Below are 25,942 nucleotides of genomic sequence, written 5' to 3' on the forward strand. Positions count from 1 at the left end.
ATGAAAACTCGCATCACTCTTCTGCTCTCAATTGTTTTTGCCGCGGCCTGGGCCGGTTGCTCGCACGAAGCGAAACTCGCTCAACCCGAAAACACCACGCTTCGCGCGCGTACGGCTCCCGTTTCCGTCCGTGAAGTTCCTCGCCTGATTTCAGTCGAAGGCACGATTCACGCTCTCGATGACGCCGTTCTCTCCAGCCGCGCGATGGGTCCCGTCGTGCGCGAACGCGCGAAGATCGGCGACCGTGTCAAGAAAGGGGACGTGCTCTTGGAAATCGACGAGCGCATGAATAACGGCATGTTGTCGCAGGCCAAAGGCGCGCTCGCCCAAGCGCAAGCCGCCGAAGCTCTCGCCTCGACCAATCTTAAGAGATTCGAAGCCCTGTTTGAGCAGCAAGCCTGTTCGCAACTCGAACTCGACATTGCTCGCATGCAGCACGAAACCGCCGCCGGAGCCGTCAAGCAAGCGCAAGGCGCGGTCGATGCCGCCGGAGCGGTGGCTAATGAGAGTTCCATTCGCGCACCCTTTGACGGCGTAGTCGTGGAGAAATTCGTCAACGTCGGAGATTTGGTTGCGCCGGGCCGTCCTCTGATTCGCGTACAAACGCAAACCGGACGTGAACTTCAATTCAATGTCCGTGCCGCGGACGGAACGCAATTGAAGCAAGGTACGCCGATCACAGCCAAACTTGACGATGAAAATCAAACCGTCGAAGCAACCATCACGGAAATTGCTCCCTCAGCAGATCCGATGACGCACACTATCGCCGTTAAAGCCGAAATCACCAGCGACGACTCGCTCGCCGCAGGCTACACGGCCACCGCCGAGATTCCCGGTCAGATGATCCGCGCGACCCTGATCCCCAAGTCCGCGGTCTTTGCGACCGGAGGTTTGCATCTCGTTTCAATCGTCGATGAAAACGGCAGCGCGCACACTCGCGCCGTCACGGTCGGTCGTGAACGCGGCGAAGAAATTGAAATTTTGTCAGGTCTGTCCTCCGGCGAAACCGTCGTGCTCGATAGGTCGGCTCTGATTGCCGAGGGAACGAAAATTGAAAGGTCGAACGGATGACGGATCGCAGCCCGCAAGAAATTCATGACGAGATGGAGGCGATTCGCCGCGAGGCGAAACGCGAGAAGCTCGCTCGTCGAAAGATTGGCGCGTCTGGCCGTCTCGCGGCGGCCTTTCTCGAATCAAAACTGACTCCGCTGCTCGTCGTCGCTTCGCTTTTGGTCGGTGTGCTTGCCTTGATGGTCACACCCCGCGAAGAAGAGCCGCAGATCAAAGTTCCGATGATTGACGTGACCGTCGGGCTTCCCGGCGCCTCCGCGCAGGAAGTCGAACGCCGCGTCATCAGTCCGCTCGAAAAAGTGCTCTACGAAATCGAAAACGTCGAGTACATCTATTCGACTTCGCAGCCTTCGGGCGGCATGATCATCGTCCGCTTCTATGTCGGAACCGATCCCGATCAAGCTGTTACGCGCATTCACGCCAAGCTCGCGGCCAATCAACAACTGTTGCCGCAGGGCGCGACGCAACCTGCCGTCAAACCGCGTTCGATTGACGACGTGCCCGCGATTGCCTACACGATCTGGAGCACCACCGCGTCGCCCACGGAACTGCGCAAAGTCGCCGACGAGCTGCGCGCCGAATCGATCAGACATCCGCGCGTCGCTCAAGCATGGTTGATCGGCGGACAGCGCCGCGTCGTCAAAGTGACTTTTGACAGGGACAAACTCGCGGCCTATCACGCGTCCCTTTTACAAGCCTACGGAGCCATCTCCAGTGCCAACTGGAAACTCCCGGCGGGAATGATGACTTCGGATGACTATACCACCGAAGTGCAAGTCGGCGGATTCGTCAAGTCGATCGACGACGTGCGCAATTTGGTCATTGCGACTTACAACGGTAAGCCTGTCTATCTCAGTGAAGTTGCAGAAGTCGTCGACGGTCCCGAAGAGCCTTCGCAATATGTTTGGATGGGCTCGGGTCCCGCAGCTCCGGAAAAAGATATTCCTGTCGCAGGCATCGATGCACCCGGCATCACGCTCGCGATTGCGAAGAAACCCGGCACCAATGCCGTCGATCTCGTGCGCGAACTCGACGAGCGGTTCGACAAGCTGAAAGGCTCGCTGGTTCCCTCCGACATTGCGTTGACCAAGACTCGCGACTACGGTTTCACCGCGCAGGAAAAATCCAACGAGCTGATCTTTCACGTCGGACTCGCCACGATCTCCGTGGTCTTGTTGATGCTCCTGATGCTTGGTCGCCGCGAAGCAATTGTGGTCCTGGTCGCGGTTCCCGTCACACTGGCTTTGACGTTGGCGGCAAGCTACTTCTTCGGCTACACACTTAACCGCGTGACTCTTTTCGCGTTGATCTTCTCAATTGGTATCCTGGTCGATGATGCGATCGTCGTCGTCGAAAATATTCACAGGCACTACCAGCTCAGATGGACGGATGCCAAACACGCCACCATTTTCGGCACGGATGAAGTCGGCAACCCGACGATTCTTGCGACATTGACGGTAATCGGCGCACTCTTGCCGCTGGCTTTCGTCTCGGGATTGATGGGACCCTACATGCGTCCGATTCCGGTCAACGCGTCTGCCGCGATGTTCTTCTCGCTCTTGGTTGCCTTCGTCGTCTCTCCGTGGTTGACCTACCGTCTTTTCGGCGGCAACAAGGCTGTCGATGCCTCGCACCATCACTTCGACGAAACGCAGGAAGAGACCAAACTTCAGAAGATGTATGCTAATCTGATGAAACCGCTGCTGGCCAGCCGCAAGAAACAGATTATCACATTTGCGGGCGTCGTCGGAATTTTGTTAATCTCAATGGCGCTCTTCCCGCTGCGTTGGGTAGTCGTCAAGATGATGCCCTACGACAACAAAAGCGAGCTGCAAGTCGTCATCGACGCTCCCGAAGACTATTCGCTCGAACGCACCAACGCTGCCGCCCGCGAAATTGCCCGTCACTTCACTACGATGCCTGAAGTGTCCGACTATCAAGTTTACGTCGGAACGTCGGCGCCTTTCAACTTCAACGGGCTCGTGCGCTACTACTTCATGCGCTCCGGCGGCAACGTCGCGGACATTCAAGTCAATCTCGTCGACAAGCATCTCCGCAGTCAGAAGAGCCACGACTTCGCCAAAGCCGTCCGCAACGAACTGCTTCCGATTGCCCACAAGCACGGCGTGAACTTAAAAGTCACGGAAGTCCCGCCCGGACCTCCGGTGCTCTCGACGATGGTGGCCGAAGTCTACGGACCGGATCGTGAAGGCCGCAGACGCGTCGCCGAGCAAGTCAAGGAAGTCTTCTTGACCACTGAAGGAATCGTCGACGTCGATTGGATGGTTGAAGACCCGGCTCCGCTCACGGAGTACGTGGTCAATCAAGAAAAAGCGGCTGCCGTGGGAATTACTCCCGAGCACATCACTCGCACGCTCCGCGTCGCGCTTAACGGAGCCGAAGCCGGACTTCTGCACGTCGAGCAGGACAGAAGCGAAGTGCCGCTGCTTCTCCAAGTCGAACGCACGCAACGTTCTCGCAACGAAGAGTTGCAGAGCATCAAGCTGCATGGATCGCAAGGTCAGCTCGTGCCTTTAGGTGAGCTGATCAATCCGGTCGAGAGAAAACGCGAAGCCTATATCTATCACAAAAACCTCCAACCAGTCACGTACGTCGTAGGTGAAGTCGCGGGTTCGGAAGAATCTCCGGTTTACGGAATTCTCAACATGAACGAGCGGCTCAAAGACGTCGTAACTCCGAGTGGAGTGGAACTCGCCGTGATGTCGACACACATGCCCGAGAACAGTCAGGAATACGGAGTGAAGTGGGACGGCGAGTGGCACATCACTTACGAAGTGTTCCGCGACATGGGCGCAGCCTTCGGAGTTGTAGTGCTGCTGATCTACGTGCTCGTCGTCGGTTGGTTCGGTTCATTCATAACGCCGTTGATCATAATGGCTCCGATTCCGTTGACCCTGATCGGAATTTTGCCGGGCCATGCGATCCTCGGCACATTTTTCACTGCGACGTCGATGATTGGATTCATTGCGCTCTCGGGAATTGTAGTTAGAAATTCAATTCTGCTGGTGGACTTCATCAATCAGGAGATTCGCGCGGGCGAACCGCTCGAAGAGGCCGTGATGAAAGCCGGGGCTGTTCGTTTCCGTCCGATTACTCTGACGGCGTTGGCCTTGGTCGTGGGCGCAGGTGTTATTTATCTTGATCCCATTTTCCAAGGGCTTGCGGTTTCGTTGATTTTCGGAGTGATCGCGTCGACGGCGCTAACTCTGATCATCATCCCCTTGCTCTACTACATCTACTTGAAATTTGCTGGCACGCAGGATCTCATGGATCCCGAAGAGCAATAGTCCAAAAGAAAGGTATAACATACATGCGTGTAGAAGAAGCCGTTAGAGCGTTGGCGGGTGTGATGATCCTGCTCAGCGTTGCCCTCGCCCACTGGGTTAGCCCGTGGTGGTTGTTACTCACTGCATTCGTCGGATTGAATCTGCTGCAGTCTGCCTTCACCAGAGCCTGTCCCGCGATGACCATCTTTCGCAAGCTGGGTCTGAAGCCCTAAGGAGTCCACAATGGAAATGCTTGTTGTATTTGCCAAAGCCGAATTGCGTGAAGAAATCGAACTCTTGTTGACCAAACATGGAGTCCACGGGTTTACGGAAATCTCCGATGCGCATGGCTACGGCACCACGGGAATTCGCATGGGCAGTGCCGTACATCCCAAAACCTCCGTCGTCGTGATGATGGTCGTCGAAAATGAAATGCGCAAAGAGATTGTGGATCTCTTAAAAGAGTATCAAAAAGATTGTAACTGCCACGTCTCCTGTGTCTATTGGCCGGTGGAATCAACTCTCTAATCAAGACTACTATGGCTGCAAAAAAGAAAGCCGAATTTCCGGCGTCTGAAACTGTTCACCATATCGCCGCGATGCTCAAGGCGATGGGCGATCCGGTTCGTCTGAACATTCTCTATCACCTCCGTCAGCGCGAATACACAGTCACGGAATTGGTAAATGATATTGGATGCAGTCAAGCAAATGTCTCAAAACACTTGGCAATCTTGCGTGCTACGGGTTTAGTGGAGTCCCGAACCGAAAAGCAGAATCGTTTCTACCACGTGACCGACCCTGTTGTAAACTCAGTCTGCGACACCGTCTGTTCGTCCATTGAAAGGCGTTTCAAGAGTACGTCGGAATAATAGTCTCAAAGCAACTCTTCAGCTCTCCTCTGCTTGCGCCCCCGGTTCATTGAACAGGGGGCGCTTCATCTTGGACTCTCCAATTCAGGTGCTGGACAGGAAGTCCATAATATCTTAGCCCTTAGGTTCTGAAGGACTCTTGTTCAACAGATGAGATTTGACAATCTTATGCGGATATTATGTACATACAAGTGTCGAGAATCGAGGGGAGCATCCAACGTGCCAGACGGACGTCTTTTGAGGATTGATGAAGCTGCGGAGTACCTTGGAATATCCAAAACAACCGTCCGCCGCTGGACAAAGGTCGGTTGTCTTTTGTGTGTTAGAATTAACGAACGCGGGGACCGCCGGTTTCACGCATCGGCCCTCGAGAATGTGATTCCGCCTAAGCGACCGGGGCGGCCCAAAAAATTGGCATTGGGAGATCACGCGTCCGCTTAACAATAGTTTCAAATCCCGGCGGGCAAGCTACGGTTCGTGTCCAACATAGCCTAAGCGCGCCACGAATCGAGCGCAGCGCGCGGTCGTTTCCTCACCTCGGCCGCGTGTTGCCCCACCGGGAATACTAACGAACTCCTCACACGACAGTCTGCGTTTGGCCCTCAAAATTTTGTTTGAGGGCCTTTTCTGTTTCTGAAAACAAGTGTATTCATCAGTTTAGACGGTTTGTGGTCACTCTGGCTGTCAATCGGGTCACTTTAGGTGCGCAATTGTTTTTTCAGATATTTATTTGAAGATTAGAAAACTTGTATTTTCTGCTTTCGACTTGCTATTACCCATGAACCACTCTGACCTTACCGAATACAGACACAGCGACCGCTCTTCCGGCGACGTCAACCTCCGCAACGGCGAGCATGTACTCGTCACCTCAGCTTCGATTCTCGAACGTACAATCGCTCGTCCGTCGTCAAGCTGGACTGAACATGACCTTGCGCACGCTTTTGTCGCTCTTGACTTGAGACAAGTGTCGCTTATGCATGTGGCCGGGGACGGTAAGATCAAAACCCTTGACTTTGTTCCGCGGGATCACAATCACTTCCTGCAAATTGTTCGCTATGGCGAACGCGCGGACGGCTCCAGCCTGTTCCCCGGTTCCGGCATCACGGCTGGAGCCTCGGACATTGTGTTGCGTCCGGTGATCTCCACGGCTTTTGTCGATCCCTTTTCGGAGGAAGGTACGCTCGCCATTCTTTGCAGTCACGCGACGCGGACGGGCGAACCGCTGCCGCAGTCTCCCGTTTCAATCGTCACTCGCGCGTACGAACGATTGTGTTCGGTCGCGGGTTTCGAGTTGCACGCGCTTGGCGAAGTCGAGTATTTTCTTGGCCTAAAAGCCGGCGCGAACACCGAGCGTACCGAAGATCGCGGCTATCACGCGGCCGCACCCTATGTCGCGGGGCAAGAGCTTCGTCGTCGGGCGCTGACACTGCTTGCGCAAATCGGAGTTCCGGTTAAGTATGCGCACAGTGAAGTCGGTTTCGCCGCCGCCGAAAACGAGTCGGATGTGACGTGGGAACAGCACGAAATAGAACTCGCGCTCGCGCCGTTGCCGGATGCCGCGAACAATATCGTACTGACGCACTGGGTTTTGCGCAATCTCGCGCGCGAGTATGAGATGGAAATCAGCTTCGACCCCGTTGTCCGCCGTGGACATGCTGGCAGCGGCATGCACGTCCACATGGCGCCCGTCTTTGAAGATCAATTCCTGCCCGTATACGAAAAAGATGGAAAAACTACAGAAAGTGCCAAGCTCTTGATTGTCGGCTTGCTCGCGCATGGCTGCTCGCTGATGTCGTTCGGCAATCGTACACAAACTTCCTTCGTCCGCCTCTTTCAGGGCAAAGAGTCTCCGACGTCCGTTACGTGGGGCCAATTCAATCGTAAAGCGCTGGTTCGATTGCCCGTCACAACCAAGGATGTCTCCGGAACTTCAGTTTATCCTGAAACAGTCGAGTTTCGTTTGCCTGACGGCTCGGCGTTTCCGCACTTGCTGCTCGCCGGAATTGCACAAGCTGCCTGTCATGCGCATGGACTGACAAACCGTAAAGAGATACTTGAGAGCATGCACTGTGACGTTCCCGCGTCAGAGCAGAGCCAGAAGATACCAGCTGCGAGTGATGCTGTCGCGGAATTGCTGGAAGAAGAACGGGATGTTTTCGAGGCAGACGGTGTTTTTCCGGCGACGCTGATTGATACTGAGATAGTCAAGTTACGCGAAGAAACAGGAAGTTGATAAAAGCTATCGGATTTACAAAATCAGGACCAATGTGTTGACATCCGTTGCAATGCGACTTAACTTGAATTGATTAGTTAGAACGCTTCCGGGAGCACGCAACACCATGAAACGGTTACACGAACTTTTAAGTGCCCTCATTCTGATAGGACTGGCGGCGAATCCAGTAGCCGCCGACAGAGTCGGCCACAACAGTCTTGACGAGCAAGCCACTACGCTCACGATTTTGAAGACGGATGACGGTCTCTCGCTGCATTGGATTCCGTCGGACACTCTGCACTATTGGGCGGTAACTTTCAGTCGGCAAACGACGATGGCTTCGCTGGACACGCTCGCCGTCACTACGGATACATTTTACGTTCACCACGATGCCGAGGGCTTGTTTGACCTCGGCTTTTTTCGTATTGATCCCGTCGAGATTACACCTCCTGTTCCGGTCACCGACGTGATCATGTCATTCTACGACGCTCCTGCTACTCCGATTTTTCACTCTGTTCCCGGTGAGGACATGGAACCGCTGTCCTACGACGTCAATGCGGAGGATCAGTTTGGTGAAAGCGGCCAATCGCTGATCATGACCGGCAACACGTGGAAGTATATCGATATTCTGCCGCACCACGTAGATTCGACCGACACGTGGGCCGTCGCTATGAAGCTCTTGCAGCTCGGTGAACTGCATGCATTCGGCGTCGCGGATTCAGAAAACTACATGTACTATCTGATCTGGGGCAAAGAGGCTCCGCAGTCGCTGCACTGGATCACGTGCTACGAAGGTTACTTCGAACAGGACGAGTGGATCGACATCGAGCTTTCTATCGGTGAAGACTGGCAAGGGAGATTTGGCTACGCTCCCAACATAACCAAGCTCTATTTCATCAACGACAACGACACCGTCGAGACGGACGGCGTGGTCAGGTTTGATGAAGTACGAGACATTTCCGGCGCGGTGCCGCATAGCCCAATCGTCGATTTCACATGGGTGTTTGCCGGCGACTCCGACCCAGACAGCGTAACGGTCGCGTTTCATTCGTACTCCTATGATCTCGACAGCCCTCTCTTGACACACCGCTGGGATTTCGGCGACGGGAAATCGTCACACCTATCGCATCCCGTTCATACATATGCCGCGCATGGCCGCTATCCGGTCACGTTAACCGTCACGGACGACGGAGGTCGCGCTTCGTGTCTATCCGAAGCTGTGATAGATTCGCCTGCGACGGCGACGCGAGATATATGGTTTGCGTTCACCGGTGACGTGATTCTCGGTCGCGGCTATGAAAACAACGGCGGCATCATCGATTCGTGGGGGGTGGATACGATTTTTTCGCCAACCTATCCGTGGATACAGACGGCCGACCTGGCCAGCGTCAATCTCGAATGCCCGTTCACAACGGCGACGGTTCGTCATCCCACCAAAGGCATCGTCTTCAAAGCAGACCCGGCAAGTGTCAGCGGGTTGGTCAATGCGGGAATTGATTTCGTAACCCTGGCCAACAACCATGTATTCGATTACTTGATTCCCGGCATGGTCCAAACCATGGACGTCCTCGACAGCGTAGGCATTGTCTACAACGGTTCCGGGTTGAACGACGAGCTCGCTCGTCAAGTGCGCTTTCTGTCCGCCAACGGCATATCGTTTGGAATGCTAAGTTTTTCCGATCGCACGGGCTCTTACAACAATTACCAACCGTTCCTCGACGCGGGCAGGTCGCGCGCAGGGTTTGCGATGTGGAACCGCGCGGCTATCGACGCAACCGTGGAAGAAGCGACGCAGCTTGCCGATTTCGTCGTCATCAACACACACTCCGGGTCCGAATATTCTGAAGAACCGATCTTGGGAATGAATGACGCGCTCGATCCGTTTGGCGATGAAGATATGCTGTTTGAGTTGATTCCCGACACTGCCGAGCGTCAAATTCGCCAGTACGCCATCGACATGGGTGCGGAAATGGTCATCGCGCACCACCCGCACATCATACAAGGATTTGAAGTCTACCATGACAAACTGATCGCGCACAGTCTCGGCAATTTTGTTTTTGACCTGACCTATGCTGAGACGATGCCCAGTTTGATTTTACGCACGCACGTCGACGGCAACTTGGGAGTAGATCAAGCCGTGGTACATCCCGTGTACATCAATCATTGGATTCCACAGCCTGCACGGGGTGAGCTTGCGCGCAACCTGTTGGATTACGAAACCGCGAAGTCCCGCGACCTCGACACGTGGCTCGTTCGACCGCCGGGTGCCGACAGTGCATTTATTGTTTTCGATACGAACATGGTGACGAGGGTAGGAGTAGATACCACGGTCACGCTCACGGCGACCCAAAGCGGCGCGTGGTGGGTGTCCGCTCCGCACAAGCTCGCCATGGACGGTTACGTCGTTTCCGGTGAAGTGACCGATATAACAGGCTGCGAAATACGCGTTGGCCGTGAAATGGTCTTGTTCGGAAATATGGAAGACGAAGGTTCAAATGACTGGCTGCTGAACAGCGGCGACGAAGGCTATGCAAACGACACGGTGCACACGGGCGACCGGAGCATTTGGCTGCGTCGCGTGGCAGGCAATCCGTCCAACGTCGTGACCTTCAATCAATACCGTTTCCCATTTAACGGAATTCCTCAATACACCATGTGCGGTTGGGTGAAGGCAGACAATGCTGTTAGCGCGGCGTTTCAAGTTGAGTTTTATGGCCAACGCAGCGGCGGAACTTTGCTCCAACAAGTCAACGTTGGAGCTCCGATCAGTGGAACTGCCGACTGGACTTTCCGGCAAGCCAATTTGACGCCGCCCGGTGGCTCAAACTTCGTTGTGATTCGCATGACACTAAATGCGCCCGCCAGCGGCACAGGATACGCATGGTTCGACGATGCGTCGCTGATTCAGTGGGATGATTGGATGGAATCCCCCGCGACAGTAACCTTCCCTAATGACTATCATTGGGTGCAGGTTCGCAGCGCGACGAACGTGGCCACATTGACATTGGACTATCGCCGCGAATGGGTCGATTTCGTTCCGCCCGCACGATTGTCACACGCCGTTCGCTGAACGGTATAACACGTTACACAGCAAGAAAGCCCTCGAGTTCTATTCGAGGGCTTTCTGTTTTCCTGATGTCCGCGTAAAAGGCGGCCATGCCTCTTAAAAGTTGTCAAATAGAGTCAGGTTTTAACTCTCTATGAATCAAAAGTTGAGCAAAGTGTAATATCGTCACACTACTCGGCTTACGTCTTTTTTGTGGTGAAAAGTTTCACAATATTTATGATTACATACAAAATGGGGTCCTGAACACTGTTCAGTTCGTGCTGAAACGACTCCATAATAATCGGAAAATTACTGGCTAAAATAGCTGCCCGGAGGTTGGTTGTGAAGAAGAAGTACAAAATTGGCTGGCTGCCCGGCGACGGCGTTGGCATCGAAGTTTTGGAAGCCGCCCGTCTCGTCCTTGATCGTTTAGACTTTGATGCCGAATATATTCACGGTGACATCGGTTGGGAGTTTTGGTGCAGCGAAGGCGACGCTTTACCGCAGCGCACTATGGACTTGCTCTCAAGTGTGGATGCCGCGATGTTCGGTGCGATCACGTCCAAGCCCGCCAAGCTCGCTGAGAAGGAATTGACTCCGAGCCTGCAAGGCAAGGGTATGACCTACCGTTCGCCGATCGTGCGCATGCGCCAAGCGTTCGATCTCTACGTCTGCCTGCGTCCGACGAAAGCCTATCCGGGCAATCCGCTCAATTTCAAAGAGAATATCGACCTCGTCGTCTTCCGTGAAAACACTGAAGACCTCTATTCCGGCGTTGAGTTTTCGCCGGTTCCCGATGAATTGAAAGCAACACTCTCCAAGCTGAACAAGCCGTTCAAAGTGTTTGAAAATCTTGGCAGCGACGACTTTGCCGTCTCTTGCAAGGTGAATACGCGCAAAGGCTCTGAGCGCATCGTGCGCGCAGCCTTTGAGTTTGCCCGCAAGCATGGCCGCAAGAAAGTCACAGTCGTCCACAAGGCCAACGTCGTACGCGCGGCGGATGGATTGTTCCTCGACGTCGCCCGCGAAGTTGGCAAAGATTTTCCCGACATCATCTTTGACGAAGCTAATGTCGATGCCATCATGATGTGGCTGCTGAAAAATCCGTTCAACTACGACGTGCTTGTTGCGCCGAATCTCTACGGCGATATCGTCAGCGATCTTTGCGCGCAATTGGTAGGAGGTTTGGGCTTCGGCTGCTCCGGCAACATCGGCGACAAACTCGGCGTGTTTGAACCGACACACGGCTCAGCTCCCAAGTATGCCGGTCAATACAAAGTCAATCCCATCGCGACGATTTTGTCCGCGAAGCAGATGCTCGAATGGCTGGGCGAGTTGGATCATGCCAAGAAAATCGAAGATGCTGTCGCCGAAGTGATCAAAGAAGGCAAGGTGCGCACCTATGACATGGGCGGATCGAATACCACGCTCGAAATGGGACAAGCGATCGCCGACAAAATTCCGTCGCTCATGACGGCCTGATATGGACTTTCCGTTATTGCATGAAGTCGGATTGCGCGACGGCCTGCAAATGGAAAAGCAGGTCGTTCCGCTCGACGTAAAGATCAAATGGGCAGAAGGACTCATCGCCGCGGGAGTGGATATGCTGCAGCTCGGCTCGTTTGTGCATCCTGAAAAGGTTCCGCAGATGGCCGACACCGATGCTCTATTCCGCCACTTCAGCGCGCCCGGCCGCAAACCAGAGAAGGTCGTACTTTCGGGTCTGGTGCTGAATGAAAAGGGTCTCGACCGCGGTATGGCTTGCGGCGTCGATATGTTTTGCATGGGAGTTTCCGCCAGTGAAACTCACAGCATGAAAAACACGCGCATGACCGTCGCGGAAGCCACGGAGCGAATCATTGACACGGCAAAAACCGCGCTGGCCGCGGGCAAGCGCGTGCAAGTTTCCGTGCAATCAGCTTTTGGTTGCGGCTTTGAAGGTGCTGTGCCGGTCGAACGCGTGCTCGGAATTGTCGAAAAATATTTTGACGCTGGGCTAATTGCCGTGTCGCTCGCGGACACTGCGGGCCACGCATTGCCTGAACAGGTCGAAACACTTTTTGACAAAGTGATGAAGATGAATCCGCAGGCCGAATGCGCCTGCCATCTTCACAACACTTACGGACTCGGCATTGCCAATTGCCGTGCCGCGATGAACGCTGGCGTGAAGATTTTTGAATCCGCCGTCGCGGGATTGGGCGGCTGCCCGTTCACGAAAGTCTCCGGTGGAAATGTCTGCACCGAAGACTTGGTGCACTATTGGCAGCGCGCGAACTTGCGCAAAGACGTCAACCTCACCACACTCATTGAAGCGGCGAAGAGCATGTCCGAGTTTTTCGGACGCGATATGCCGGGCATGGTGTACAAATCCGGCCCGGTTAGTTACGCCGCATTTTAATCAAGACTGTATTCTATGAAACTCCTCGAAGGAATTCGCGTCCTCGATCTGACCAACGTGCTCTCCGGACCGTTTGCGACGCTGCATCTCGCGCTTGCCGGAGCTGATGTTATCAAAATCGAAAATCCCAAGGACGGCGATCTCGCGCGCAAATTAGGCTGTGTTCCGGCATATAACCAAATGCTGATGGGCACGAGCTTTTTGGCGCAAAACGCAAACAAGCGTTCGCTCACGCTCAACCTGAAACTCCCCGAAGCCAAGGAGATTTTCAAAAAGCTCGTCAAAGATGCCGACGTCGTCGTCGAGAATTTCCGTCCCGACGTGATGAAACGCTTGGGACTCTCGTACGAAGTGTTGAGCGAAATCAATCCCCGTATCATCTACTGCGCAATTTCCGGCTTCGGCCAGACCGGACCGGATGCGTTGAAGCCTGCCTACGATCAAATCATTCAAGGTCTTTCCGGAGAAATGGCTATCAACGGCGATGAAAGGCTAAATCCGTTGCGTGCAGGATTTCCAATTTGTGACACTGTGGGTGGATTAAATGCGGCGTTTGCCGTCATGGGTGCGCTGTATCATCGCGAACGCACCGGCGAAGGTCAGTATATCGACGTCGCTTTGCTCGATTCAATCATGCCGTTGATGGGGTGGGTGGTCGCCAATTGGATGATCGGCGAGCAGCATCCCGTGATGATGGGCAACGATAATTTCACTGCCGCGCCGTCGGGTGTGTTCAAAGCGAAAGACGGATTCATTAACATCGCCGCGAACAAACAAGAGCAGTGGGAAGCGTTGACCGAAGTCGTCGGCGTAACCGAACTCAAAACCGATCCGCGTTTCCAAGAACGCGACGCACGCAAGAAAAACCGCTACGAGCTGACTCCGCTGCTCGAAGCGAAACTTTTGGAACGCGAAGGAGCTTACTGGGTAGACGAACTCAATAAGCACGACGTGCCCGCAGGATTGATTCTCACGCTCGAGCAAGCGCTCGCGCAGCCGCAGGTCGCACATCGCGATACTTTCTCGAAACTGAACGTCGAGGGAATAGGCGATCTCGAGCTGTTTAACATGACCGCGAAATTTTCCAAGACTCCGGGAATGGCGACGATGCCGCCGCCGAAACTTGGCGAACACACACTTTCGATTCTGCACGAACTTGGTTTCTCCGACGCGCAAATCGAACAACTCAGAACTGACAAAGTGATTTAAGCATCAGGAGATGCATATGCCAATGACCTTAGCAGAAAAAATTCTCGCGAAAGCCGCGGGGCTCGCCTCGGTGAAAGCGGGAGACGTAGTCGAGCCGCGCGTCGACTTGGCGATGTCGCACGAAAATGCGGCGCTCGTCATGCACCAGTTCAAGGAGATATTCAATGGACTTGAGTATCCCGCGAACGTTTGGGATCCCAGCAGAATCGCGATTATCTTTGACCACAGAATTCCGGCAGAGAGCCCGAAGACAGCCACGAACCAAAAACGCATTCGCGAGTTCGTAGCCGAACAGGGCATAGGAAAGTTTCACGATATACGTGGCGACCAAGGCGGCATCTGTCACCAGATTCTCCCAGAAAAAGGTTACGTGCGTCCGGGTACGGTGACGGTCGGAACGGACAGTCACACCACGACTCACGGCGCACTGGGTTCGTTTGCGTTTGGTATTGGCGCGACGGAAATGGCGAGCGTTTGGGCGCTGGGCTGTGCTCTGAACATCGAAGTACCCAAGACCATCAAAGTTGTCGTGGACGGCGAACTTTCTCCGTTTGTTTCGGCGAAGGACGTCATTCTGAATTTGATCGGCAAAATCAAAGCGAACGGAGCGAACTACAAAGTCTTGGAGTTCCACGGGTCGACGATCAAGAATATGAGCACGTCGTCGCGATTGGTGCTTTGCAACATGGCCGTGGAAGCGGGAGCCACTGCGGGTATTGTTCCGCCCGATCAAGAAACCGTGCGCTACTTGACGGAAGAAGCAAAAGTAAACGACACGTTCTGGATGGAATCGCCCGATCCTGACGCCGAATATGAACAAGTCGTCCATATCGACGGGGCGGCGCTCGCTCCGCAAGTGTCCTGTCCTCACACGGTTGACAATGTCAAGCCCGTTACCGAAATCGCGGGCAAGAAAGTGCACCAGATTGTAATCGGTTCGTGCACGAACGGTCGTCTCGACGATCTCGCGGCAGCTTCGAAACTTTTGAAATCAAAGAAAGTCCACGACGATACGCGCATGCTGGTGTTCCCGGCCTCGTGGAAGATTTACAAGGAAGCAATGGAGCTCGGCTACTTGAAAGATTTCATGGAAGCCGGAGCCGTCGTCATGAATCCCGGTTGCGGCTGTTGCTTGGGAGTGCATCAAGGAGCGTTAGGCGACGGCGAAGTCGCATTGTCGACGACGAACCGCAATTTCAAGGGACGAATGGGTAACCCCACCGCAGAAGTATTTTTGTGTTCACCCGAAGTCGCGGCGGCGAGTGCCGTGCGCGGCGAAATCACCGATCCGAGGGAGATGTAAACCATGCCAAGAGTCATTCAAGTTCTCGGTGATGACATTTCCACCGATCACATCTATCCGGGCCGCTACATGGCGACCGTGCTTCCTTCCGAAACTCCGCAGTTCTGTTTCGCGGATATGAAGGAGTTTAACGCCGCGCTGCGCGAGAACAAATACCCGCAAGGCAGCATCATCGTCGGCGGATCGAATTTCGGCTGCGGCAGTTCGCGTGAGCAGGCTGCGTCCACAATTAACGGCTACGGCATCACGGTGGTTGCTCCGAGTTTCGCGCGCATCTTCATGCAGAACGCCGTAAATCTCGGTTTGCCGCTGGTGATTTGTCCTCGCATCGAAGCCAGTGAAGGCGACGACATCGAAATCAAAGACGACATGCTTGTCAATCATTCGACCGGCAAAAGTTTCGAGATCGTTCCTCTTCCCAAGTTAAGACAGTTGATCATGGACAGCGGCGGACTGATCGCCTACACGCGCAGGCTCGTCAAAGAGCGCATGGCCGCGAAGTAAGACCCGCGACTTCACAATAAAAGGGCCCGCAGTGTAGACTGGCGGGCCCTTACGCTTTTCTGCTTATCCGCTATCGAGACTTATCCAAAAGCCGTTTGGCCTGAACACGTCCCGTTTTTGCAATTTCTTCTTCGTCTCCCATCATGAGTTGTCGATCGCGCACGACAACTGTGCCATTCACCATCACCGTATGCGGTCTCGTCGGCGCACAAAACAAGAGTGCCGCAACGGGGTCGCTTGCGCCGGTGTAGCCCAGTTCGTTCAAGTCAAATAACACGATATCAGCGGCCTTTCCGACTTCAAGTGATCCAATGTCTCTCCGGCCAAGTAAGAGCGCGGAGTCCTTCGTTGCCAGATCAATCACTCTGCGTGCCGTGAAATACTCCCTGTCCTTTGGTGTGCGGTGCAGCAGCATCGTTTGCCTGAGTTCAGCGAGCATATGCGAACTGTCATTTGATGCGCAGCCGTCCACCGCCAAACCAACTTGTACGCCCGCATCCAGCAGCGCGCGCAGTTTCATCTTGCCGGATCCCAAACGGCAGTTCGAAGACGGGCAATGTGCAAGGCCCGTTCCCGTGGCTGCAAGCAACGCAATCTCCGCGTCATTGAAATATATCCCGTGCGCAAACCATACGTCTTCGCCGAGCCACTCCCAATCTTGCATTAAGGCGAGCGGTCGCTTGCCGTAGCGTGACAAACAAAACTCGTTTTCGTCTGTCGTCTCCGCAAGGTGAGTATGCAATCTTACGCCAAGCTCTCGGGCAAGTTTGGCACTCTCAATCATCAACTCCGATGAAACATTGAACGGACTACACGGCGCCAAATGCACCTGAGTCATCGAAAAGTCAGAGCGGTCGTGAAAAGTCCGGACAGTTTCCTCACATTGAGTGAGGACATTTTCGTCGGATTCAATGCAATCATCCGGTGGAAGCCCTCCGAGCGATTGTCCCAGTGTCATCGAACCGCGCAGCGCCGAAAACCGCAGTCCCATTTCGCTTGCGCACTGTACCTCCAACGCCATCAAATCCTGTTTGGCTCCTCCCGGAAACAGATAGGCGTGGTCCGCAGAGGTTGTACAGCCCGAAAGCAATAGTTCCGCCATGGCCACTCGGTAACTTGCGCGGAACATTTCGTCGTCAAAATGTTTCCAAATCGGATAGTGAAACGTCAACCAATCGAACAAACCCGCTTCCTGAGCGCCCGGCAAGCACCTCGTCAACGATTGAAAGAAATGATGGTGCGTGTTGATCAAACCCGGAATTGCGACAAGATGTGATCCGTCAATCACCTCGTCACCCGGCTCTATGCGCAGATTTCCGTCGATTTCCGAGATGACGTTCCCTTTAACACGAATCGAAATCGATCCGTTATTCAATCCCGGCACATGAGCTCCGGCGAGATTCTTTATCAGAATCGAACTGTTTGACGATTGCGGCAAATGTCTGATCTCCAAGTGAAAGCACCCAGAAGATACATTTCCTGTATTCCAGAAGCAACAAAGCCCGCGATAGCGGGCAAAGTTGCGGAGATATCGATCTTCTTTCTGACTATGATGCAGTTTCTGTAGGCATGCCGTTCTCGCGCCATTCGATCAGGCCCTCGCCAAGTTGCGCGGCCTTGAACCCGTGCTTGCGCAGCATGTCCACCGCTTCGCTGGCCAGCAAGCAATAGGGTCCGCGGCAATATGCCACGACGGTTTGACTCGGTGGTATTTTACCCAGAGAGTTCTCAAGTTCATCGAGCGGAATTGAAATCGCATGCGGCAAATGCGCGGCTTCAAACTCGTCCTTGGGACGCACATCCAGCACGATTACTTTGCCTTCCGTTGCAAGGCGCGCAAGTTCTTTGCGGTCCACACCGGACAGCGAGTGCTGGTTTTCCCGCAACTGCGCCAAAGCGCGGTCAACGTCAGCGAGGTGCGTTTCGGCGACCTGCCGCACTGTGCGAACGAGGTCCCAAACGAGGTCGCCGGAAAGCCTGTATACGATATGCGTCCCCGACCTGCTCGACTCAACCAATCCTGCGGAGCGAAGCACCTGCAAATGTTGTGAGGTATTGGCCGAGGTCATTTCTGTTCCTTCGGCCAGCGTGTCCACACTTTTGGGACACTGTCTCAGTAATTCAAGTATTTCTAATCTTTTATGACTTGAAAGAGCTTTCCCGATTCTCGAGAAATGGCGATTGAGATTATCTCTGAATTGTCTTGCGGAATCCATAATATACGCACCTTTTGTACATTCAATTGAATGCTTAAATAAAACACGAAAATTCGCGCAAGTCAAGTTCTTTCAGACATACTTAACGTCTAAATTAGCCCTATGTGACTTTGAGACACACAACCGCATTGAAGCACGCGAAACTGACTGAATTTTGAATAGAAACGCGAACAATCGTATATTGAAGATTGCATCTTCAACGCTGTATTTAACCTACGACCAGCTATGTCACAAGCTCAAGACGCTCTCGAGTATCACAGTCGGGAGCCCAAAGGAAAAATCGAAGTCATCCCCACCAAACCGGTGGACACCCAGTACGATTTGTCGCTCGCTTATAGTCCCGGCGTCGCCGAACCGTGCCTGCACATTCACAAAGATCCGCAACTCGTTTCCGAATATACGGCCCGTCAGAATCTTGTCGCGGTCGTGACCAACGGCACCGCCGTGCTTGGTTTGGGCAACATCGGTGCGCTGGCCGGAAAACCCGTCATGGAAGGCAAAGGCGTTCTCTTCAAACGCTTTGCCGCCGTCGACGTCTTTGATATCGAAATCAAGAGCGAAGACCCCGAGGAAATCATTCGCGTATGCCAGCTCCTCGAACCTACGTTTGGAGCAATTAATCTCGAAGACATTGCGGCCCCCGCCTGCTTCTACATCGAAGACACTCTCAAGAAGACGATGGGTATCCCCGTCTTCCACGACGACCAGCACGGTACCGCGATTATTTCCGGCGCCGGATTGGTCAATTCTCTACGACTCGTCAAAAAAGACATTGCCAAAGTCCGCATCGTGGTCAACGGCGCGGGAGCTTCTGCCATCGCCTGCGCGAAAATGTATATCTCGCTTGGCGCGAATCCCGAAAACATCTTGATGTGCGACACAAAAGGGACCTTGCGCGTTGGCAGGGAAGACCTTGATCCGTCACACAAACGCTACAATCCATACAAAGCGGAATTCGCGCGCAAAACGGACCGCAAAGATCTCGCCGATGCCCTGCGCGACGCAGACGTCTTCTGCGGTTGTTCGGTCGGCGGAGTCGTATCACAGGACATGGTTAAAGCCATGGCCGATAACCCCGTGATTTTCGCGCTCGCCAACCCCGATCCTGAAATAGCTTACAACGATGCAAAGTCCGCGCGTCCAGATGCCATTGTCTGCACGGGCCGCAGCGACTTTCCGAACCAAATCAATAACGTTTTAGGATTTCCCGCGATTTTCCGCGGCGCACTCGATTCGCACGCGACACAGATTAACGAAGCCATGAAGCTCGCGGCTTCGCATGCGCTCGCTGATCTTGCTCTGGAAGATGTGCCCGACTACGTCAGTTCGGCCTACGGTCTCGATTTCTTGAAGTTCGGACGCGAATATGTGATACCCAAACCGATGGATCACCGCGTCCTTTTGCACGTCGCAGTCGCAGTCGCGAGAGCCGCGGCGGAGAGCGGCGTGGCGCAGAATCCCATCGAAGATTTGGTCGCCTATCACAACAAACTCGAACGGATGATGGGCCGCGGCCGCCACGTCACGCGCATGTTTGTGGATCAAGCGCGTACGATGGACAAACGAATCATCTTCCCCGAAGGCTCCCACCCGCGCATTCTCCGGGCCGCCGCATTGATTGTCAATGAGAATATCGGCAAACCGATCCTCATCGGCAATGAAGAGAAGATCAAAGACCGCGCGGCAGAAATGAGTGTCTCGCTCGAATCTATTCAAGTAATCGATCCTGCGAAAATGCCCGAAGAGCAGATCGACGAACTCGCCTCGGAGCTTTGGAAACACAGGCAACGCAAAGGCGTCACGCTCACCGAAGCAAAACGGCTTGTCCAAAATCCCAATTACCTCGGACCGATGATGTTGCGCACGAAGCAAGCCGACGCGTTAGTCGCCGGCGTCGCGCAGCACTACTCGGACACGGTGCGTCCGGCACTTCAGTTGCTCCCTAAAAAGCCCGGAGTCTCCCGCGTCGCGGCAATGTTTGCGCTCGTTTTCAAGAACCGCATACTCTTTCTTGCCGACGTCGGCGTCAACGTTGAAGTCAGTACGCCGGAAGAACTCGCAGAAATCGCCATCCTTTCAGCAGACACCGTGCGTGAGAATTTTATGATCGAACCGCGTGTGGCAATGTTGAGTTTCTCGAATTTCGGCAGCGTGCCGCACGCGCAATCACGGTGTGTCGCCCAAGCTGTCAACGTCGTGCGCGGTCGCCGTCCGGATATCGTTATCGACGGCGAGCTGCAGGCCGACGCGGCCATTGTCGAGTCAATAATAGAGAGAAATTACCCGTTCTCAACTCTCGCGGGAGAAGCCGCGAATACACTCATTTTCCCGGACATGGCCAGCGCGAATATTTCTTATCGTCTGCTGGTCGAACTCGCGGGCGCAACCGCGATCGGCCCGATCCTCATGGGAATGGAACACGCCGTTCATATCTTGCAGCAGGGCGCATCCGTCAGCGACATCGTCCAGATGGCCGCGTTTGGTGCCGTCGATGCGCGCAGCTAATCCGATCAACCTGCTTCACTATTGAATATACTTATGTCAACTCAATCACCACCTGTATCTGATCTAAATCCTATTTTCAAACCTCGTTCGATTGCCGTCGTCGGCGCGGGACGCAGGCCAGGCACCATAGGCCGCGACTTACTTAAGAAGCTGCTCGATTTCGGTTTCAACGGTATTGTCTATCCTGTCAATCCAACGGCACGTTTCATCAACTCGATGCGCGCTTACCGCAGTGTTTTGGAAATCCCGGACACAGTGGACATGGCCGTGATTTGTGTTCCGAAAGAACTCGCTATGCAAGCCGTGGACGACTGCGGCCGCAAAGATATCAAGTCAATCATCATGATCACTGCGGGCTTCGCCGAAACTGGAGAAGAAGGAGCGAAACTCGAACGAAAGTTGCTGGAAAAAGTAAAGTCTTACGGCATTCGTATGATCGGCCCCAATAGCATGGGTGTGATCAACACGGATCCCGAAGTGAGTATGGATGCGACGTTTGCCGGACCCAAACCCGTTCCCGGCAACATAGGTTTTCTGTCGCAAAGCGGCGCGCTCGGCGTGGCGATTCTCGAACGCACGACGGGCATGATGCTTGGACTTTCTTCTTTTGTCAGTCTCGGTAACCGCACCGACGTATCGGTTGACGACGTACTCGCTTTTTGGCGCGACGACAACCGCACCGATTTAGTCCTGCTCTATATTGAGAGTTTCGGCAACGCGCAGCGATTTATTCAAGTCGCACGGGACATGGTTCGCACTCGCCCTATCATCGCCGTAAAATCCGGCCGAACGGGTGCGGGCGCGCGAGCCGCAAGTTCGCACACGGCAAGCCTTGCTGCAACCGACGTAGCAGTGGATGCGATCTTCGAGTCGGCGGGCATCCTACGAGTCGACACGGTTGAAAAACTCTTCGACTACGCACAAGCGTTTGCTACACAGCCGCTCCCGAAAGGCAAGCGAGTCGCGGTTATCTCGAACGGAGGCGGCCCCGCCATCTTAGCGACTGATGCTGTCGAGGGCGCAGGATTGACCATGACCGAGTTCTCCCCGGAAACCACGGCAAAACTCAAAAGTGTGCTTGCCGATTTGGCCAGCGCGCGCAATCCCGTCGACATGGTTTCCAGCGCGGGAACGATTCACTTTGAAACGGTCGTAAATGAAGTATTAAACGATCCCAACGTAGACGCGGCAATCGTTTTGTTCGTGTTGCCCGTTACCACGGATTCCAGCGACATCGCGCGTGGTATCGCCAGCGCCTATACCAAGAACAAACATCTCGGTAAGCCGGTTCTGGTTTGTTTCATGACTCGTGACGGGGACTTGACAGGCACCCCCATTTTGCGCAAGGCCGGGCTGCCTGTTTATATCTTTCCCGAATCCGCCGTCCATTCTTTGGCGGCGATGCACCACTACCGTGAAATTCGTGATCGCAGACACGGAGCCTACCGCACTTTCGAAGATGTCAACAAGGACAAAGTTGCCAAGATTCTCAAGAAGGCAGCATCCGAAGATCGTTCTCAGTTGAATCCTGATGAAGTGATGGATATTCTTGCGGCCTACAAGTTCCCGCTGATTTCGTCCGTTCATGTCAAGAAGCGCGAAGCCCTCGTTGAGACGGCAACGAAGATCGGTTTCCCGGTAGTCATGAAGATTGATGCCGAAGGGATTACACACAAGTCTGACGTCGGCGGTGTACGTTTGAATCTCCGCGATGCCAAGGAAGTCGAAACAGCCTACGACGAAATTGCTGCCGCGCTGTCAAAACTCAAGAATCCGCCTTCAAAATGGTCAGTCATTCTCGAACCGATGATTTCCGGCGGCAGAGAAATTGTCATGGGAATCACTTCGGATCCTGTTTTCGGTCCCTTGATCATGGTCGGAATGGGCGGTATCTATGTTGAAGTACTCAAAGACGTCAGCTTTAGACTTGCTCCGCTTGCCGACACGGACATCGAGAGCATGCTGACCCGTCTGCGCGGCTATCCGATTTTGAAAGGCGTACGGGGAGAAAAGTCCGTCGATTTCGACCGTGTGACGGAGTTGCTCCAACGACTCTCGCAGCTCGCCACGGATTTCACTGAGATCAAGGAGCTTGATATCAATCCGATTCTCGCCTTCCCGCAATCTGAGAAGTGTGTAGTCGTGGACGCCCGCATCAAAACATAGGCTGAACGCAGTTCAGTTCAAGGGGAGCGCGCCAAAGGGTTCGCTCCCTTTTTCTTTCGCAAAGGAAAATTAGACCTCGGAAATCGAAAATATCGCCATCCTGTGACTTTGTTCCATAGGAGCATCTCTGTAAGATTAGAATGTGACAATTGAGGTAAAATTCTAAACCCTTGCTCTTAGCAAGTTGCACTCTACACGGAAGATGCGCGTCCAGAAGGGCATATTTTCGGGATTGATACGAGCGTTTGCGGACTCTTTTGTGCATTCGTATATTAACGTATGCACAGCATCGTTATATATCGCGCAGTGCAGTGGAAGCGTTGTTGCGCGCGGTATTTTTGAGTTGGAACCGGAGGTTGCATGTCAGTACCCACTACACCTAGGGTTGAAGTCGTCCCGCATCTCTGCAAAGCATGTCAAAGATGCGTCGAAGTATGCAAGCCCGCCGTGCTGGAAACCAATCTTGAACGAGCCTTCAATGAACTGGGCTATCAATGGGTGGTTTACTCGGGCGACGGCTGCACGGGTTGCGGAGCGTGTTTCTACGCGTGCCCCGAGCCCGGCGCGATCATTGTGTACAAGAAAGAACAAAACGGCTCGACTCCTTGAGGATATTTCTATGGAATTAATCAAAGCAAATGAAGCCGTTGTCAAGGCCGCGGTACTCGCGGGTTGCACGCAGTACTACGGCTATCCGATTACGCCGGCGTCGGAAGTCGCGATGGCTGCCGCCAAGTACTTGCCTAAGGTAGGCGGAACGTTCTTGCAGGCCGAATCCGAAGTAGCGGCAATCAATATGGTCTACGGTGCCGCTGGCGCGGGCGCGCGTGTCATGACCGCGTCGTCAGGCCCGGGAATTTCTCTGAAGCAAGAAGGCGTGTCCTATATTGCGGCGGCTGAATTGCCGTGCGTCATCATCGACGTCATGCGCGCCGGTCCGGGCTTGGGAAACATTTGGCCGGAGCAAGGCGATTGGAATCAAGTGATACATGGCGGCGGACACGGCAACTACAAGTGCCTCGTGTTCACACCCAACTGCGCGCAGGAAATGGCTGACCTGACGATTCTCGCGTTTGATCTTGCCGAGAAGTACCGCATGCCCGCCTACATCTTGACCGATGCCTATATCGGCCAGATGATGGAACCGGTCGAGTTTCCGAAGGTTCGCAAGCAAGCGGAGCGCCGGGACTACGCGCTCTACGCGGACCACGAATCAAAGGACCACCTGGTCTCGTCGATCTTTATGACCACGAGCGGACTCGAAGACCACAATTTCCATCTTCAGAAGAAGTACGCGGAAGTTGAGGAAAACGAAGTTCGCTATCAGGAAATCCAAGTCGAAGACGCCGAACTCGTGATGATCGGCTACGGTTTTATTTCGCGTTTGCTGCAATCCGTTGTCGACAATCTGCGCGCCGAGGGCCACAAGGTCGGGCTGCTGAGACCGATTACGGCATTTCCGTTTTGCTCGAAGAGACTTAAAGAGCTTGCCGATCAAGGAAAGAAATTCCTCGACATCGAACTCTCGAACGGCCAAATGCTGCGCGACGTACAGTTGGCTATTGGCAATGACAAACCGCTTTATTTCTACAACCGCATGGGCGGCATGGTCCCGTCCGTGGAAGAGTTGACCGAAGTTGCGCGCCGCTATTTGAAGTAGGAGAATGAAGATGAGCATCAATGTACTTGAAAAACCCCATACATTCTACGAACACTTCGATCGCAAAGGCGGCCCCAAAGACACGACGCACTATTGCCCCGGCTGCGGTCACGGCAATGTGCACAAATTGATTGCCGAGACCATCGACGACATGGGTCTTGCGGATCGCGCCGTCTTCGTGTCACCCGTCGGCTGCTCCGTCTTCGCGTACTATTACTTTGACGTAGGCAACATTCAGGCCGCTCACGGCCGCGCTCCCGCAGTCGGCACAGGTGTCAAACGCACGCGTCCCAATTCAATTGTGATCTCGTATCAGGGTGACGGCGACCTTGCATCGATTGGTACCGCGGAAATTATCCATGCTGCCAACCGCGGCGAACAGATGACGGTCTTCTTCATCAACAATGCTATCTACGGCATGACCGGCGGGCAAATGGCCGCCACGAGCTTGATGGGGCAAAAAACGGTGACGACACCCTACGGCCGCTCGGAAGAAAACGAAGGTTTCCCGATTCATATGGCCGAGTTGATCGCGACGCTGCAAGCACCGGTCTTCGTCGCGCGCACGCATCTTGCCGATCTGAAAGGCATCATGAATACGCGTAAGTGCGTCCGCAAGGCGGTCCAAGCGCAAATCGACCACAAGGGCTTTACTTTCGTGGAGATACTCTCGCCCTGTCCGACAGGCTGGAAGATGGACACGCATGCTGCTTGCGATTTTATCTCAAAAGAAATGCTGCCTGTTTTTCCGGACAAGGTCTTCAAGGATGTGATAGCCGAACGCGAAGTCCATCCGCATGAAGTTCGTGAATACTCGGATGAAGAAGTTTTTGATTCGCTGGAGCTCGGTCAACTTGGCGAGCCGTTCCCCTATGACAAGACGTTCATCGACGGTTTCAAGACCATGGGCTTCAAATTCGCGGGCTTCGGCGGACAAGGTGTCCTGACTGCAGGCGCCGTACTTGCGGCGCTGGGTATGCAAGAGCACTTGAAAGTTTCTTGGATACCTTCTTATGGTCCCGAGATGCGCGGCGGAACGGCGAATTGCTCCGTCTTTATGTCGAAAGATCCTGTCGGTTCTCCTATGGTCGTCGATCCTGACGTGCTCGCCGTAATGAATGATCCGTCGTTTGACGCGTTTGAAGACACGGTCAAGTCCGGTGGCCTGATGATCGTAAACAGCTCGATCATCGCTCGCAAGTCCAAACGAACGGATGTTGATGTGCTTTATATTCCGCTGACTGAAATTGCGAATGATCTCGGCTTGAAAGCTGCGGCCAACATGGTGCTGCTCGGCGCTTTTATCGAATACACCAAGCTGATGCCGCTGGATCATTTGAAGACAATCGTCCCCAGGGGTATTAAACGCAAGGCTTTGGGCGAACAGAACATTCTTGCGGTAGAAGCCGGAGCAAAATGGGTGCGTGAAAACGCCTTCGCCCAAAAACCCGAACCGAGCTTGACTGCCTGACGCTCGCCACTGAGCAAAGCAAATT

20 protein-coding genes are annotated in these 25,942 nt (G+C 54.0%); 18 read left to right on the plus strand and 2 right to left on the minus strand.

Annotation, left to right across the window (positions count from 1 at the left end; all coding sequences use genetic code 11):
• The 13 genes from H6507_00930 (at position 1) to leuD (ending at position 15,899) form a co-directional block, all read left to right on the plus strand.
• Positions 1–1,071 (plus strand): efflux RND transporter periplasmic adaptor subunit, encoded by a 1,071-nt coding sequence (locus H6507_00930; GenBank protein MCB9367663.1) that lies wholly within the window; start codon positions 1–3, stop codon positions 1,069–1,071.
• 32 nt (positions 1,072–1,103) lie between these two features.
• Positions 1,104–4,379, plus strand: coding sequence for an efflux RND transporter permease subunit (locus H6507_00935; protein MCB9367664.1), 3,276 nt, complete (start codon positions 1,104–1,106; stop codon positions 4,377–4,379).
• A 23-nt stretch (positions 4,380–4,402) separates the two neighbouring features.
• Entirely contained in the window at positions 4,403–4,591 is a 189-nt protein-coding gene (locus tag H6507_00940; protein MCB9367665.1) for a DUF2892 domain-containing protein, read from the plus strand.
• A 10-nt stretch (positions 4,592–4,601) separates the two neighbouring features.
• Positions 4,602–4,886 carry a hypothetical protein gene (locus H6507_00945; protein MCB9367666.1) on the plus strand — a complete coding sequence of 95 codons (285 nt, stop codon included), beginning with the start codon at positions 4,602–4,604 and terminating at the stop codon, positions 4,884–4,886.
• A gap of 71 nt (positions 4,887–4,957) precedes the next feature.
• Positions 4,958–5,227 (plus strand): winged helix-turn-helix transcriptional regulator, encoded by a 270-nt coding sequence (locus H6507_00950; GenBank protein MCB9367667.1) that lies wholly within the window; start codon positions 4,958–4,960, stop codon positions 5,225–5,227.
• A 168-nt stretch (positions 5,228–5,395) separates the two neighbouring features.
• Positions 5,396–5,668 carry a helix-turn-helix domain-containing protein gene (locus H6507_00955; protein MCB9367668.1) on the plus strand — a complete coding sequence of 91 codons (273 nt, stop codon included), beginning with the start codon at positions 5,396–5,398 and terminating at the stop codon, positions 5,666–5,668.
• A 337-nt stretch (positions 5,669–6,005) separates the two neighbouring features.
• Entirely contained in the window at positions 6,006–7,460 is a 1,455-nt protein-coding gene (locus tag H6507_00960) for a hypothetical protein (GenBank protein ID MCB9367669.1), read from the plus strand.
• Positions 7,461–7,566: 106 nt separating this feature from the next.
• On the plus strand, positions 7,567–10,509 hold the full coding sequence (locus H6507_00965) for a CapA family protein (GenBank protein ID MCB9367670.1): 2,943 nt from the start codon (positions 7,567–7,569) through the stop codon (positions 10,507–10,509).
• A gap of 318 nt (positions 10,510–10,827) precedes the next feature.
• Positions 10,828–11,967 carry an isocitrate/isopropylmalate dehydrogenase family protein gene (locus tag H6507_00970; protein MCB9367671.1) on the plus strand — a complete coding sequence of 380 codons (1,140 nt, stop codon included), beginning with the start codon at positions 10,828–10,830 and terminating at the stop codon, positions 11,965–11,967.
• Between the two features lies 1 nt (position 11,968).
• Positions 11,969–12,883, plus strand: a complete 915-nt coding sequence (locus tag H6507_00975; GenBank protein MCB9367672.1) for a hydroxymethylglutaryl-CoA lyase — start codon at positions 11,969–11,971, stop codon at positions 12,881–12,883.
• 15 nt (positions 12,884–12,898) lie between these two features.
• Entirely contained in the window at positions 12,899–14,092 is a 1,194-nt protein-coding gene (locus H6507_00980; GenBank protein MCB9367673.1) for a CoA transferase, read from the plus strand.
• Positions 14,093–14,108: 16 nt separating this feature from the next.
• Positions 14,109–15,395 carry a 3-isopropylmalate dehydratase large subunit gene (locus H6507_00985; protein ID MCB9367674.1) on the plus strand — a complete coding sequence of 429 codons (1,287 nt, stop codon included), beginning with the start codon at positions 14,109–14,111 and terminating at the stop codon, positions 15,393–15,395.
• 3 nt (positions 15,396–15,398) lie between these two features.
• The gene (gene leuD / locus H6507_00990) at positions 15,399–15,899 is read left to right on the plus strand and encodes a 3-isopropylmalate dehydratase small subunit (protein ID MCB9367675.1); all 501 of its coding nucleotides are present in this window, start codon (positions 15,399–15,401) and stop codon (positions 15,897–15,899) included.
• Positions 15,900–15,969: 70 nt separating this feature from the next.
• Here the strand turns inward: leuD and H6507_00995 are convergent, their stop codons facing one another.
• Together H6507_00995 and H6507_01000 are read right to left on the minus strand one after the other, a co-directional pair.
• Positions 15,970–17,352 (minus strand): 8-oxoguanine deaminase, encoded by a 1,383-nt coding sequence (locus tag H6507_00995; protein ID MCB9367676.1) that lies wholly within the window; start codon positions 17,350–17,352, stop codon positions 15,970–15,972.
• Positions 17,353–17,446: 94 nt separating this feature from the next.
• Complete coding sequence (locus H6507_01000; GenBank protein ID MCB9367677.1) at positions 17,447–18,115, minus strand: metalloregulator ArsR/SmtB family transcription factor; 669 nt, start codon at positions 18,113–18,115, stop codon at positions 17,447–17,449.
• Positions 18,116–18,340: 225 nt separating this feature from the next.
• Here H6507_01000 and H6507_01005 point away from each other — a divergent pair, with 225 nt between their 5' ends.
• The 5 genes from H6507_01005 to H6507_01025 all read left to right on the plus strand — a co-directional run bounded on the left by H6507_01005 (position 18,341) and on the right by H6507_01025 (position 25,917).
• Positions 18,341–20,620, plus strand: coding sequence for an NADP-dependent malic enzyme (locus H6507_01005; protein MCB9367678.1), 2,280 nt, complete (start codon positions 18,341–18,343; stop codon positions 20,618–20,620).
• 33 nt (positions 20,621–20,653) lie between these two features.
• Positions 20,654–22,786 carry an acetate--CoA ligase family protein gene (locus H6507_01010; GenBank protein ID MCB9367679.1) on the plus strand — a complete coding sequence of 711 codons (2,133 nt, stop codon included), beginning with the start codon at positions 20,654–20,656 and terminating at the stop codon, positions 22,784–22,786.
• A 360-nt stretch (positions 22,787–23,146) separates the two neighbouring features.
• Positions 23,147–23,395: a 4Fe-4S dicluster domain-containing protein gene (locus H6507_01015; GenBank protein MCB9367680.1), complete on the plus strand. Its 249-nt coding sequence runs from the start codon at positions 23,147–23,149 to the stop codon at positions 23,393–23,395.
• Positions 23,396–23,399: 4 nt separating this feature from the next.
• A complete protein-coding gene (vorB, locus tag H6507_01020) occupies positions 23,400–24,446 on the plus strand; it encodes a 3-methyl-2-oxobutanoate dehydrogenase subunit VorB (GenBank protein ID MCB9367681.1) in 1,047 nt (348 codons plus the stop codon).
• A gap of 10 nt (positions 24,447–24,456) precedes the next feature.
• A complete protein-coding gene (locus H6507_01025; protein ID MCB9367682.1) occupies positions 24,457–25,917 on the plus strand; it encodes a 2-oxoacid:acceptor oxidoreductase family protein in 1,461 nt (486 codons plus the stop codon).
• Positions 25,918–25,942: the final 25 nt, after the last annotated feature.

It is taken from the genome of Calditrichota bacterium (assembly GCA_020637445.1).
In the GTDB taxonomy this organism is placed as follows: domain Bacteria; phylum Electryoneota; class RPQS01; order RPQS01; family RPQS01; genus JABWCQ01.